Annotated in this window: 7 protein-coding genes; 3 read left to right on the top strand and 4 right to left on the bottom strand. The window is 71.5% G+C overall.

What is annotated here, in order from left to right; translation table 11 throughout:
• Window positions 1-120: 120 nt before the first annotated feature.
• Window positions 121-1,755: a GMC family oxidoreductase gene (locus ACQSSQ_RS13210; protein WP_431327533.1), complete on the top strand. Its 1,635-nt coding sequence runs from the start codon at window positions 121-123 to the stop codon at window positions 1,753-1,755.
• Window position 1,756: 1 nt separating this feature from the next.
• Here the strand turns inward: ACQSSQ_RS13210 and ACQSSQ_RS13205 are convergent, their stop codons facing one another.
• A complete protein-coding gene (locus tag ACQSSQ_RS13205; protein WP_431327532.1) occupies window positions 1,757-2,572 on the bottom strand; it encodes an alpha/beta fold hydrolase in 816 nt (271 codons plus the stop codon).
• 158 nt (window positions 2,573-2,730) lie between these two features.
• Between ACQSSQ_RS13205 and ACQSSQ_RS13200 the strand changes: the two genes are divergently transcribed.
• The gene (locus ACQSSQ_RS13200) at window positions 2,731-4,305 is read left to right on the top strand and encodes an aldehyde dehydrogenase family protein (RefSeq protein ID WP_431327531.1); all 1,575 of its coding nucleotides are present in this window, start codon (window positions 2,731-2,733) and stop codon (window positions 4,303-4,305) included.
• On the opposite strand, the gene pta is transcribed toward ACQSSQ_RS13200, so the two are convergent.
• Entirely contained in the window at window positions 4,289-6,376 is a 2,088-nt protein-coding gene (gene pta, locus ACQSSQ_RS13195; RefSeq protein ID WP_431327530.1) for a phosphate acetyltransferase, read from the bottom strand. The two genes, ACQSSQ_RS13200 and pta, sit on opposite strands and share 17 nt — an antisense overlap.
• Window positions 6,377-6,533: 157 nt before the next feature.
• Between pta and ACQSSQ_RS13190 the strand changes: the two genes are divergently transcribed.
• Window positions 6,534-10,799, top strand: a complete 4,266-nt coding sequence (locus tag ACQSSQ_RS13190; protein WP_431327529.1) for a LamG-like jellyroll fold domain-containing protein — start codon at window positions 6,534-6,536, stop codon at window positions 10,797-10,799.
• A gap of 95 nt (window positions 10,800-10,894) precedes the next feature.
• Here the strand turns inward: ACQSSQ_RS13190 and ACQSSQ_RS13185 are convergent, their stop codons facing one another.
• Both ACQSSQ_RS13185 and ACQSSQ_RS13180 read right to left on the bottom strand, forming a co-directional pair.
• Window positions 10,895-11,413, bottom strand: coding sequence for a GNAT family N-acetyltransferase (locus ACQSSQ_RS13185; RefSeq protein ID WP_431327528.1), 519 nt, complete (start codon window positions 11,411-11,413; stop codon window positions 10,895-10,897).
• Window positions 11,414-11,443: 30 nt separating this feature from the next.
• On the bottom strand, window positions 11,444-14,002 hold the full coding sequence (locus ACQSSQ_RS13180; RefSeq protein WP_431327527.1) for a DEAD/DEAH box helicase: 2,559 nt from the start codon (window positions 14,000-14,002) through the stop codon (window positions 11,444-11,446).
• Window positions 14,003-14,047 lie beyond the last annotated feature (45 nt).

The following is a 14,047-nucleotide window of genomic DNA, read 5'->3' as shown; positions in this document are numbered from 1 at the left end:
TCAACATTTACCTGAGGCAAGCCTCATGTTTCATCGGCCGTGGAAGACGCCGCGATCCCTGTTGTCGTCGGGTCGAGCACGGCCTCTCCCGGCCCTCTATGAGGTGTGTCACACTGCGGCATGACGTCGTACGACTACGTGGTGGTGGGCGCCGGGAGCGCGGGCGCGGTGGTGGCGGCACGACTGACCGAGGACCCCTCCGTGAGGGTGCTGCTCCTCGAGGCGGGGCCAGCGGCGGACGCCGACGAGGTGACGATCCCGGCAGCGTTCTCGAGCCTCTTCAAGACCCGCTGGGACTGGAACTACACGACCACCGAGCAGAAGCAGCTCCACGGCCGACGCGCGTACTGGCCGCGGATGAAGGCCCTCGGCGGGTGCTCGTCGATGAACGCGATGATCTACATCCGCGGCAACGCGCTGGACTACGACACCTGGCGCGACGGCTACGGCGCGACCGGCTGGGGCTACGAGGACGTCCTTCCCTACTTCGTCCGCGCGGAGGGCAACACGCGGCTCGCCGGGCCGTACCACGGGTCGGACGGCCCGCTGCGCGTCGAGGACCGCGTCTTCACCCACGAGCTGAGCCAGGCGTGGGTCGACTCCGCGGTGGCCTCGGGCTTCGCGCGCACCGACGACTTCAACGGCGCCGCGCAGGAGGGCGCGGGGCTCTACCAGGTCACCTGCCGCAAGGGACGCCGCTGGTCGGTCGCCGACGCCTACCTCGCTCCCGCGCTCGACCGGCCCAACCTCACCGTCCTCACCGGGGCGCTCGCGACCCGCGTCGTCGTCGAGGGTGGTCGGGCGACGGGCGTCGCGTACGCCCTCGGCGGGGGCGAGCAGGTCGCGCACGCCGACGCGGAGGTCGTCCTCGCCGGCGGTGCGGTCAACAGCCCGCAGCTGCTGATGCTCTCGGGCATCGGGCCCGCCTCGCACCTGCGCGAGCACGGCATCGACGTGGTCGCCGACCTTCCGGGGGTCGGGTCCAACCTGCACGACCACCCGGCGCTGCCGCTGATCTGGACCACCCGCGGGACGACGGACCTCGCGCAGGCGAGCAACCTCGTCAACCTGCTGCGCTGGAAGGCGACCGGCACCGGGCCGCTGGCGTCCAACATCGGCGAGGCCGGTGCGTTCTTCGCCAGCCGGGACGGTCTGCCCGCCCCCGACCTGCAGGTGCACGTCGCTCCGAGCGGCTTCTACGACAACGGGCTCCACGAGCCGCAGGCGCAGATGTTCACCGCCGCTCCGACCCTCGTCAACGTCGCCAGCCGCGGCACGCTGCGCCTGCGCTCGGCCGACCCGACGTGGCACCCGGAGATCGACGCGGCGTACTACGACGACCAGACCGACCTCGACGCGATGCTCGCCGGCGTGCGGCGGGTGCTCGAGACGGTCACGTCGGGGCCGCTGGCGCGCTTCCTCGTCGACCTCTGGATGCCGAGGACGCGCGGCGCGGTGCCCACCGACAGCGAGCTCGTCGAGCACATCCGGGCGCAGAGCCAGACGCTCTACCACCCGGTCGGCACGTGCGCGATGGGCTCGGGCGAGTCTGCCGTGGTCGACCCGGAGCTGCGGGTGCGGGGCGTGGAGGGGCTGCGCGTCGCGGACGCCTCAGTGATGCCGATGGTGCCGCGCGGCAACACGAACGCCCCGACGATCATGGTGGGCGAGAAGGCCGCCGACCTGCTGCGCGGGCGCACGCTGCCGCCGACCCGCGTCGCGGTTGCAGCCGCGGGTGCACGCAGCGGCGGCTAGCTCACGCGAAGAAGTCCGCGAGCACGGGGGCGAGGACCGCGGGGTCGACGTCGTGGGTCTGGTCGGGCAGCGAGCGGTACGCCGCAGCCCGCACCATGCACGCGACGATCCGTGACGGTCGGCGCAGCAGCTCGGGGCTCGCGGCGCCGTCGAGCACGAGCGTGGGCACGTCGACCGCCTCGAGCCGCCGGCGCGGCACGATCCCGTCGTCGAGCACCGCCAGGTCGTACGCCAGGGTCGGCGCGAGCGCCTCGTACTCGCGCCACACCGGCGTGTGCCGCACCAGCGTGACCATCTCCCTCGGCATCCCCGCCAGCGTCATCAGGCTCGCCACCGCGTCGCCGAACCGGGCAGGTCCCCGCTCGTCGTCGGCCAGGATCGCCTCGAGCTCCTTGCGGGAGCGTCGTACGTCGGCCGCCCCGACGACCTCGCCGGTGAACGGGGGCTCGTAGACGGCGAGACGGCGGACCGGGACTCCCGCCGCGACGGCGCGCAGGGAGAGGACGGCGCCGGCCGACATCCCGAACACGCAGACCCCCGGACCCGCCGCGGACGCGACCGCCGCCAGGTCCTCGACCTCCCGCTCCGGGGCGTACGGCGGGGTGTCCGTGCTGCCGCCGCGTCCGCGCCGGTCGTAGTCGAGCACCGTGAACCGGCTCGCGAGGGCGACGGCGAGTCCGCGGTCGGGGTCGGTCCGCCCGCACGCGAGCGCGCCGTCGACCAGCACGACCGGCGGACCGGAGCCGCGACGGGTGACGGCGATCGAGGTGCCGTCCGCGGACGTGACGTGTCCGCGCGCCGCAGGAGGAGCGCTCATGCCGGTACGACCGGGCGTGCGCGCCGAACTCATCGCGCGGCGCTGACGCCGTCCTCGACGATGTGAATCCCGACTAACAAAGCGGGTCTGTGATCTCCCGCTACCGAGCAGTAGGCTGCGTACAGCACGTGCCGTACCTCACAGCCCGGAGGACCCCCATGACCACCACCAGCGAGACCCCGAAGCGCGGACGAGCGCGCAAGGCCGACAAGACCGCGTCCGAGGCGGTGCCGGCTCCCACGACCTTCGACTCGCTGGACCCGGCGACCGGCGACGTCGTCGGCACCTACCCGCTGACCACGCGCGAGGAGGTCGACGCCGCGGTCGAGCGCGCGCGCCTCGCCTCGCAGTGGTGGGCGGAGATCGGGTTCGACGGGCGCAAGGACGTGCTCGGCCGCTGGAAGGGCGTGATCACGCGCCGCATCCACCAGCTCGCCGACGTCGTGCACGCCGAGACCGGCAAGCCGCACAGCGACGCGGTGCTCGAGATCGGCCTCGCGATCGACCACATCGCGTGGGCCTCGGGTCATGCCAAGAAGCTGCTCGGCCGCCGGACGGTCAACCCGGGCCTGCTCATGGTCAACCAGAAGGCCACCGTCGAGTACAAGCCGCTCGGCGTCATCGGGGTCATCGGCCCGTGGAACTACCCGGTCTTCACCCCGATGGGCTCGATCGCGTACGCCCTGGCGGCCGGCAACGCGGTCGTGTTCAAGCCGTCGGAGTACACGCCGGGCGTCGGGAAGTGGCTCGTCGACTCCTTCGCGGAGGTCGTGTCCGACTACCCGGTGCTGCAGCTCGTGACCGGGCTCGGCGAGACGGGCGCCGCGCTCGCCTCGTCCGGCGTCGACAAGGTCGCGTTCACCGGCTCTCCGGGGACCGGTCGCAAGGTGATGGAGGCCGCCGCCAAGAACCTCACGCCCGTCGTCATCGAGGCCGGGGGCAAGGACGCACTGATCGTCGACGAGGACGCCGACATCGAGGCGGCGGCCGACGCGGCGCTGTGGGGCGGCATGTCCAACGCCGGCCAGACCTGCATCGGGACCGAGCGCGTGTACGTCCACGAGAAGGTCTTCGACGCGTTCGTCAGCGAGATCACGGCCAAGGCCGCCGACGTCCGGGCGGGCTCGGACCCGGAGGCGAAGTTCGGGCCGATCACCATGCCCGGCCAGCTCCCCATCATCAAGCGCCACGTCGAGGACGCGGTCGCGCGCGGCGGCAAGGCGGTCGTGGGCGGACCCGACGCGGTCGGCGAGCGGTTCGTGCAGCCGACGATCCTCACCGACGTGCCCGAGGACGCGCCCGCCGTGACGGAGGAGACCTTCGGGCCGACCCTCGTCGTCAACCCGGTGCCGTCGATGGACGAGGCGGTGCGCCGCACCAACGCGACGTCGTACGGGCTCGGGGGAGCGGTGTTCGGCAAGAAGCGTGCGGCGGAGATCGCGCACCGGATCCGCTCGGGGATGACCTCGGTCAACTCGGTGACGTCGTTCGCCGGCGTCCCGGCCCTCCCGTTCGGCGGCGTGGGCGAGTCCGGCTTCGGCAGGATCCACGGCGAGGACGGGCTGAAGGAGTTCACCTACGCCCACGCCGTGACCGTGCCGCGCTTCAAGCCGGCGATGGTGCTGACGAGCTTCGGCCGGACGGCGAAGCAGGACAAGTCGTTCGTGTCGCTGCTCACCGTGCTGCACGGCGGCAAGGCGCTGGACGCGAAGCGGCTCAAGAAGGAGAGCTGAGGCGCTGCTGCGCCTGGATCGCGGTGATGGCCACGGTGTTGACGATGTCGCGCACCGTGGCCCCCCGTGAGAGGTCGTTGACCGGCTTGCGCAGTCCTTGGAGGACGGGGCCGACCGCGACCGCGCTCGCGGAGCGCTGAACCGCCTTGTAGGTGTTGTTGCCCGTGTTGAGGTCGGGGAAGACGAACACGGTCGCCCGACCCGCCACCTCGGACTCGGGCAGCTTCGTCCGGGCGACCGCGAGGTCGATCGCGGCGTCGTACTGGATCGGGCCCTCGATCATCAGCTCCGGCGCGCGCTCCTGCGCGAGCCCGGTCGCGTTGAGGACCTTCTCGACGTCGGCGCCGCTCCCGGAGCTGCCCGTCGAGTACGAGAGCATCGCGACCCGCGGCTCGATCCCGAACGCCGCCGCGGTCCGGGCCGAGGAGATCGCGATATCGGCGAGCTGGGCGGCGTCGGGGTCGACGACGACCGCGCAGTCGCCGTAGACCAGCACCTGGTTCTCGAGGCACATGAAGAAGACCGACGACACGGTCGAGACGCCCGGGACCGTCTTGACCACCTCGAGCGCGGGGCGGATCGTGTGCGCCGTCGTGTGGACCGCACCCGAGACCATCCCGTCGGCGAACCCGAGCTCGACCATCATCGTGCCGAAGTACGACACGTCGGTGACCGTGGTCCGCGCGTCCTCGAGGTCGACACCACGGTGCTTGCGCCGCCGGTAGTACTCCTGCGCGAAGTGCTCGAGGTCGTCGGAGGTGCGGGGGTCGGTGATCCGCGCCGCGGACAGGTCGACCCCGAGGCTCGCGGCCCGCGCCGCCACCGTGATCGGGTCCCCGAGGAGGGTGAGGTCGGCGACGCCGCGCCGGAGCAGGATGTCGGCGGCCTTCAGGATGCGCTCGTCCTCGCCCTCCGGCAGCACGATGTGCTTGCGGTCGGCCGTGGCGCGGTCCAGCACCGTGTGCTCGAACATCAGCGGCGTCACCGCCGTCGTCCGCGACACCTCGAGCCGGTCGAGGAGCGCGTCGCCGTCGACGTGCGCACCGAAGAGGGCGAGCGCGGTGGCGATCTTGCGCGGCGAGTCGCGGGTGAGGCGGCCGCGCTGCCCGGTCAGCGCCTCGGAGGTCGCGTGGGTGCCGAGCGACGTCGCGATGATCGGCATCCGGGTTCCGAGCCCGCGGAGCAGGCGGTCGACCTGCTCGGGCAGCTCGAGCCCGCCGTTGAGCACGATCCCGGCGATCTGGGGGAACTCGGTCGACAGGTGGGCGGTGAGCACGCCGAGCACGATCTCGGGCCGGTCGCCCGGCGTGATGACGACGGCGCTCTCGAACAGCCGGTCCAGCACGTTCGGCAGGGTCATCGCCGCGACCACGTAGCCGCTCGCCTCGCGGCCGAGCAGTCCTTCGTCGCCGCGGACCAGATGCCCGTCGCACGCCGCCATCAGGTCGGCGATCGTCGGCGCGGACAGCAGCGGCTCGTCCGGGATCGCGTACACCAGCACGTCGCGCTCGACGAGCGTCGCGACGTCCCGAGCGATCGCGGCGTCCGTCACCCGGTTGACGACCACCGCGAAGAGCTCGGCGTGGTTGGCCTCGAGCTCGGTGACCGCGACGTCGGAGACGCCGGCCACCTCCGCCCGCGAGCGGTCGGCACCGTTGAGGACGAGCAGCACCGGCGCCGCGAGGTTGGCCGCGATCCGCGCGTTGTAGGCGAACTCGGTCGGCGCGGCGACGTCGGTGTAGTCGGTGCCGACCACGACGACCACGTCGCTGGCCGCCGCGACGGCCGCGTGCCGGTCGATGATGCGCTCCATCGCGGCCACCGGGTCGGTGTGGATCTCGTCGTAGGAGACACCGACGGCGTCGTCGTACGCGGTGGTGACCGCCTCGTGCGCGACGAGCATGTCGAGCACGTAGTCGCGGCCTCCGGTCGCGTCCGCGTCCGCGCGCACGACCGGCCGGAAGACTCCGACCCGCCGGACGCGGCGCGACAGCTGCTCGACAACGCCGAGCGCGACCGTCGACTTGCCGGTGAACCCCTCGACAGAGGCGATGTAGACGCTGGTCCCCACGCACCCGAGCGTAGGGGGGCGCCGCGTCATGCGCCCGCCCGCTCATCCTTCGATGAATCTTCGCGCCGTCGCCGCGTCCTGTTCACCTCCTGCTTGCTGGCGCCGAAAGGCTTCGGATGATTCGTCCCTCTTGACTACGACCTGGGAGAGAAAACCGATGCTGCGAAGACTGTCCAGTCTCGCTGCGGCAGCGGCCATCGGCCTGGGATCGCTGACCGCGATCACTGCGCCGCCGGCCCACGCCGCTGCCGTCCCGACGGCCGACGTCCTCGACGTCGACTTCCGCGACGGCACCACGACCGATGCCGCCCAGGGGCTCGCGCCCGTCACCCACGGCGAGCCGACCCTGACCTCCGACCTCGGCCTCGGCCGGCCCGTGATGGCCTTCGACGGCACCGACGACGCCCTCGGCTACCCGTTCGCCGACCAGTACGCGAAGATCGCGGGCTCGGTCAGCCTCGAGTGCAGCTTCCGGTACGACGGTGAGCGCACCTCCTCCAGCGCCGAGGGTGCCCTGTGCTCCAACAAGGAGTCGGGCGGCCTGGCGACGGTGATGAGCGGCACCAACGTCACGTTCATGATCCACGTCGGCGGCGCGTACAAGAGCGTCAGCTTCCCGGCTCCGACCGGTCGCTGGTACCACACGGTCGCGGTCTGGGACGGCAGCACGGTGAAGCTGTACGTCGACGGCGACCTCGTCCGCGAGACCCCAGCCACCGGCGCGTTCAAGATCCCGACCGGCAACGCCACCTCGATGATGCTCGGCGCTGACAGCAACCCTTCGAACGCCGGCCAGTTCTTCGGCAGGACCACGCTGCGCACGGCCCGCGTCTACAGCAAGGCCCTGAGTGCCGACGAGGTCGTCGCGCTCGAGGCGGCCGACCTCGCCGCACCGACCGCGCCGGCGGCAGACGTGGTCGACGTCGACTTCGCCGACGGGACCCCGGCCGACCGCGCGCAGAACCTCCCGGCCGAGACCTGGGGCAGCCCGGTCGTGGCGGACTACACGCCGCTGGGCAAGAAGGTCGCCACGATGGACGGGTCCTCGGCCTACAGCTACCCGTTCACCGACCAGTACGCGAAGCTGCAGAACGGCTTCGCGGTCGAGTGCGTCTTCAAGTACGACGACGACTTCGAGCCCGGGACGAGCGAGACGCGCGGCAACCTGTGCGCCAACAAGGAGGCCGGCGGCTTCTCGATCACGCTCTACGGCGACTCGCTGTCCTTCAACCCCTACATCGGCGGCTCCTACCGCAACACCGGCACGAAGATCCAGAGCGGCCGCTGGTACCACGCCGTCGGCACCTGGGACGGCAGCACGGTCACCCTCTACGTCAACGGCGTCGCGGCCGCCAGGACCCCCGCGTCCGGTGCGCTCGGTCTCCCCGCCGCGGGGGCCCGCAACTTCACCGTCGGTGCCGACAGTGCTGTGAACCGCCCGCAGTACTACGCGCCCGCGACGATCAGCGCGGCCCGCGTCTACGGCCGGCCTCTGGCGCTGGACCAGGTGCTGGCGCTCGGCCGTGCTGCGCTCGGGCAGCACGCCGGGGCGCACCCGGTGTCGCTCACGTCCTCGGTCCCCGCTGCGGGCGACCGCCTCACGCGCGCGGTCCGCTACCAGGCGGCGTTCGCCAACGGCGAGGCGCTGAGCCGCGACGTCGTCCACACCCTCGACGGAGAGGAGATCGCCCCCGGCGAGACGATCGGCGCCGGTCTGAGGTCCGGCGACCACGTCATCGAGATCAGCGGCACCGACGTGTTCGGTGCCCCGGTCGAGGTGTCGATCCCGTTCACCTCGGGCAACATCCCGACCGGCGGCGGCACAGACACCTCGCAGGGCGACGGCAAGGTCCGGCTGTCCGCCATCGCGACCAACCCCGGTGGCGGCGACGTGACCACCACCTTCTCTGCGGCCGACATCGTCGTGGCGGACAGCGGCGTGCAGGGCGTCGTCGACGACCTCCCGACCACCCGCGCGTTCGACTACTCCGAGGGTGCGCCCATCACGGAGGCGATGCAGCCCGACGACAAGCGTCTCGACAGCGTGTCCAGCGCGAAGATCCCGTTCCAGCAGTTCGACGTGCCGGTCTCGGAGGCCGACGGGCAGCGCCTGGTCTGGACCGGGGCCCTCGACCCGAGCCGCTCGGCCGTGCTGCGGCTGTGGAACGGCGAGGAGTGGGAGAAGGCGGGTGAGGTCCGCGGCAACGCCGAGGGCGACGTCACGATCAGCGCCGACGTCGCGACGCGCCACCACCACGGCGGCGTGGTCCCGGTCCTCGTCACCGGCGAGGACCCGTTCGCCGACGACCTCGAGAACCCGGTCCGCGACGCGTTCGAGGACCCTGCGGACTACGACTTCGCGATCGCTCACCTGACCGACACCCAGTACCTCTCCGAGGGTGCCGTCGAGCAGGAGACCGAGGAGGAGCGCTCGGTGTGGCGCCAGGCCTACACCGACATCACGCAGTGGATCGCCGAGAACAAGACGGACCGCAAGATCGCGTTCGCCGCGCACACCGGCGACATCATCGAGAACTACCACAACGCGCCGGCCTCGGAGGCGTACGTCGCCAACGCCCGCAAGGAGTTCGAGGTCGCCTCGGTGGCGCAGAAGATCCTCGAGGACGCCGGCGTCGTCAACACGGTGCTGCCCGGCAACCACGACAACCTCTACGGCGTGGACACGGGGGAGCAGGCCCTCTACAACGACTACTTCGGGCCGGAGCGGTACGACGCGCAGGCGGCGACGCCGGCGTGGCAGGCCGAGCAGGCGGAGTACCACCCGTGGAAGCCGGGCGACAACAGCAACAACTACGTGCTGTTCTCCGCGGCGGGCCTCGACTTCGCCGTCGTCTCGCTCGGGTTCGGCGTGACCGCCGAGGAGACCGCCTGGGCGGACGAGGTCCTCAAGCAGTACGCCGACCGCAACGCGATCCTGCTGACGCACGCGTACACGACGCCCAGCGTGAACCCGAACGGGCGCGGTGCCGGCTGGTCGTACGACGGCAAGCGCGTCTTCGACAGCGTCGTGAAGAAGAACGAGAACGTGTTCCTGGTGCTGTCCGGCCACGAGCACGGCGTCGACATCGAGGTGCGTCGCAACGTCGGCAAGCAGGGCAACCACGTGGTCGACCTGCTGGCGGACTACCAGTTCTACAAGGTCACGGCCGAGGAGCTGGGCCTCACCGAGGTGGGCGGCTACACGCCTGAGACGCCGCTGCAGTTCGGCTCCAGCTTCTTCCGGATGCTGCAGTTCGACGTGGACTCCTCGGAGATGGCGGTCGACACCTTCTCGCCGCTGCTGGAGAACTTCGGGGCGACGGAGTACGACGACCGCAAGCGCTACGACGGCACGGAGGACGACACGCGCCTCCCCGTCCAGCTCGAGACGCGCCGGACCAGCTTCGGGACCAACGCGCTGGTGGTGGCCGACCCGACCGACGAGGTCATCGGCACCGTGACCACCCGCTCGGGGTGGCCCGCGACCGTGACGTGGGACGGGCTGGAGGCCGGCACGACCTACGCGTGGCACGCCACCAGCGTCGACGCCACCTCGGGCGAGGAGCTGGCGGCCGGCGAGGTCGGGCAGATCTCGATGTTCACCGCGACATCGTCCGGCACGGACCTCACGGCCCCGGTGCTCACCGTCCCGGCGACGACGCGCGTCGAGCTCGGAGCCGAGTTCGACCCGCTCGCGGGCGTCTCGGCGGTCGACGACACCGACGGCGACGTCCTCGCCTCGGTCGTCGTGGTCGGCAGCGTCGACACCGAGAAGCCGGGCGCGTACGCCCTGTCGTACGTGGTCCGGGACCGCAACGGCAACCAGGCGGTCGCCTCGCGGGTCGTCCAGGTCGAGCACGCTCCGGCGCCGGTCAACACGAAGGCGCCGAAGATCTCCGGGACGGCCAAGGTCGGCGGGGTCCTCGCGGTCGACGCAGGCACCTGGGAGAACATCGACGCCGCGGAGCTCACGGTCCAGTGGCTGCGCAACGGGGCGCCGATCAGCGGCGCGAAGGGCGCGTCGTACCGCCCGGTGGCCGCCGACTCCGGCAGCCGCATCTCGGCGCGGGTGACGGCGACGGTCGCGGGCCGCGCGCCGGTCTCCGCGACGTCGTCCGCGGTGACGATCGGCAAGGCCAGGCCGAAGGTCACGGCGACGCTGGCCAAGAAGTCGATCAAGGTCGGCACGAAGGCCAGGGTCACGGTCCGCGTCTCGGCGCCGGGCGTGAGGGCCGCGGGTGTCGTCCGGATCAAGGTCGACGGACGGGTCGTGCGTACGGTCCGGCTGAACGCCGCCGGTACCGCGAAGGTCACGCTGCCGAAGCTCAAGCGCGGCGCCCACCGCGTGGTGGCGACCTATGCGGGCTCGAGCCAGGTGGCCGGGGCCAGCTCCACGGCCAAGAAGGTGGTGGTACGCCGGTAGCCGGCCGCGACCGCGACCGCACCTTCCCTCCATGAGCGGTGAGTCCGGTCCCACCACGAGCAGCGTGCGTGGGACCGGACTCACCGCTCCGGGGGTCAGAGCGGCAGCAGCATGGTGACGTCGTCGCGGTCGTCGTCGGGCGCGACCCGGATCGCCCCGGGGACGCGGCCGACCTCCTTGTAGCCGCAGCGGGCGTAGAAGTCCTCCAGCCCGTGACCGCCTCGCAAGGTCAGCCGGATCGACTCGATGCCGGGCATGCTCCGCGCCAGGCCGGCGACCGCGAGCATGAGCGCGAAGCCCGCCCCACGTCCCTGCGCATCGGGGTGCACCATCACGGTCTTGGCCCACACCCAGTGCTGCATGAGGCGGTGGGTGTTGCGTTCGATGAACGCGGCGGCGCGGACCTCCTCCCCGTCGAGCCCGACCACCAGCCGCATGCGTCCGCGCTGCACGGCCGCGAGCTGCAGGTCGAGCTGGTGCTCGACGTCCTCCTCCGTGACCGGGGGGACGAATCCGATCGCGCCCCCGGCGTTGGACCCGTCTGTCCAGGTCCGCAGGAGACCCCCGCGCAGCGTCGGTGTGAGGTCGGGATCGGAGACGAAGAAGAGAGCCACGGGGAGCACCGTACGAGGTGCCTCGTGGCCTCAGACGGTGGCGTCGGTCTGAGGGCCCACGTCCGTGATCTGCACGACGGCCTCGCCCGCCTCGTCCGACGCGTCGAGGTGCACCGTCGCGAAGATCGCCCAGTCGCGGTCGCCCTCGGGATCGTCCAGGATCTGGCGCACGTGCCAGACACGGGACTCGGCGCCCTCGGGATCGGTGTCGACCACGAGCATCGCCGGACCACGGGCGTCGGGACCGGTGCCGAGCGTGTCGTACTCGGCGAAGTAGTCCTCGACGGCCTCCCGCCACACCTCGGCGGTCCACCCCGCGGCCTCGTCCATGGCTCCGAGGTCGATCCAGCGCCGCAGCGCCATCAGCTCCACCCGCCGGAACAGCGCGTTGCGGACGAGCACACGGAACGCCCGCTCGTTGGCCGTCACCGGAGGCGGCCCCGTGTCGACGGCGTCGTGCTGCGCGATCACCACGTCGACCGACCCGCCCTCGCCGGCCGCGAGCGCCTCCCACTCGTCGAGGAGACTCGAGTCGGTCTGGCGGACGACCTCGCCGAGCCAGTCGGTGATGTCGTCGATCTCGTCGGTCGCAAAGCTGTCGGGGACGGTGTGGCGCAGGGTGCGGTAGACGTCGGAGAGGTAGCGCAGCACGAGCCCCTCCGAACGCGCGAGCTGGTAGAGGCTCACGTACTCGGCGAACGTCATCGACCGCTCCCACATCTCGCGGGCGACCGACTTCGGCTTCAGCTCGTGGTCGGCGACCCACGGGTGCCCGGTTCGGTACGCGGCGTACGCGACCTCGAGCTCGTCGCGCAGCGGCTGCGGGTGCTCGACCTCCTCGAGGAGCTCCATCCGCTCCTCGTACTCCAGCCCCTCGGCCTTCATCTCGGCGACCGCCTCGCCCTTGGCCCGGTTGCGCTGGGCGCTGATGATCGGGCGCGGGTCCTCGAGGATCGCCTCGAACACCGACACGACCTCGAGCGCGTACGTCGGTGAGTCGGGGTCGAGGATCTCCAGCGCCGCCACCGCGAACGGGGCGAGCGGCTGGTTGAGCGCGAAGTCCTCCTGGAGGTCGACGGTCAGCCGCACGGTCCGGCCCTCGGCGTCGGGCTCGGCGAGCTCCTCGACGACGCCCCCGTCGATCAGGGTCTGGAAGATCGCGTCGGCCTCGGCGAGCATCCGTTCCTGGTCGGCCTCCGTCGCGTGGGAGTCGGTGACGAGCGAGCGTACGGCGGCCCGGGCGTCACCGGGACGCGCGACGAGGTTGAGCACCATCGCGTGGGTCGTCCGCATCCGCGACGCGAGCGGCTCGGGCTGGCCGGTCGAGAGCTTGTCGAACGTGCGGTCCGACCAGTTGACGAAGCCCTCCGGCGGCTTCTTGCGCTGGATCTTGCGCAGCTTCTTGGGGTCGTCGCCGGCCTTGCGGACCATCTTGGCGTTCTCGACCTCGTGCTCGGGCGCCTGGACGACGACCCGTCCGATCGTGTCGTAGCCCGCCCGGCCGGCGCGCCCGGCGATCTGCTGGAACTCGCGCACGTGCAGGTGCCGCTGCCGGACCCCGTCGTACTTGGACAAGCCAGAGAACAGCACGGTGCGGATCGGGACGTTGATGCCGACGCCGAGCGTGTCGGTGCCGCAGACGACCTTGAGCAGGCCCTTCTGGGTGAGCCGCTCGACGAGCCTCCGGTAGCGCGGCAGCATCCCGGCGTGGTGCACGCCGATGCCCATCCGGACCAGCCGCGACAGGGTCTTGCCGAAGCCCGTCTGGAACTTGAAGTCGCCGATCTCCGCGGCGATCGTGTCCTTCTCGGCGCGGGTCGTCACGTTGATGCTCGACAGCGCCTGTGCCCGCTCGATCGCCGAGGCCTGCGTGAAGTGGACGACGTAGATCGGCGCCTGCCCGGTCGCGAGCAGCTCCTCGACGGTCTCGTGGACCGGTGTCGTCACGTACTCGTGGACGAGCGGGACCGGTCGCTCCGTGCCCGCGACGAGCGTGGTCTCGCGGCCGGTGCGTTCGGTCAGGTCCTTCTCGAACCGGCCGGTGTCGCCGAGCGTCGCCGACATCAGCAGGAACTGCGCGTGCGGCAGCTCGAGCAGCGGCACCTCCCACGCCCAGCCGCGGTCGGGCTCGGAGTAGAAGTGGAACTCGTCCATCACGACGAGGCCGACGTCGGCGGCGGCACCCTCGCGCAGCGCCTTGTTGGCGAGGATCTCGGCGGTGGCGGCGATGATCGGGGCGTCGGCGTTTACCGAGGCGTCGCCGGTCATCATCCCGACCTTGTCGGCGCCGAACATGTCGACGAGCGCGAAGAACTTCTCCGAGACCAGCGCCTTGATCGGCGCGGTGTAGAAGCTGCGACGGCCCTTCGCCAGCGCCGCGAACTGGGCTCCCGCGGCGACGAGGCTCTTGCCGGACCCGGTGGGCGTGGCGAGGATGACGTTCGACCCGGACACCAGCTCGATGAGCGCGTCCTCCTGGGCGGGGTAGAGGGTCAGGCCCTCGCCCTCGGCCCAGGTGCTGAACGCGTCGAACACGACGTCGGCGTCGTCGGACTCCTCGGCGGCGGGGAGGTGGTCGACGAGGCGCATGATGCCTCCATCCTCCCACGCGGGACCAGGGCGCCGGCCGGTCGC

The sequence above is a fragment of the Mumia spirodelae genome (assembly GCF_050632745.1).
GTDB lineage: Bacteria > Actinomycetota > Actinomycetes > Propionibacteriales > Nocardioidaceae > Mumia.
The sequence above is the reverse complement of the archived record's forward strand: the minus strand, read 5'-3'. Positions and strand labels throughout refer to the sequence as shown.

Bases quoted from the DNA above. Each gene is read 5' to 3' on its own strand.
- ACQSSQ_RS13180 (WP_431327527.1), bottom strand. From the start codon at position 14,002: ATGCGCCTCGTCGACCACCTCCCCGCCGCCGAGGAGTCCGACGACGCC.
- ACQSSQ_RS13210 (WP_431327533.1), top strand. From the start codon at position 121: ATGACGTCGTACGACTACGTGGTGGTGGGCGCCGGGAGCGCGGGCGCG.
- ACQSSQ_RS13200 (WP_431327531.1), top strand. From the start codon at position 2,731: ATGACCACCACCAGCGAGACCCCGAAGCGCGGACGAGCGCGCAAGGCC.
- ACQSSQ_RS13190 (WP_431327529.1), top strand. From the start codon at position 6,534: ATGCTGCGAAGACTGTCCAGTCTCGCTGCGGCAGCGGCCATCGGCCTG.
- ACQSSQ_RS13205 (WP_431327532.1), bottom strand. From the start codon at position 2,572: ATGAGCGCTCCTCCTGCGGCGCGCGGACACGTCACGTCCGCGGACGGC.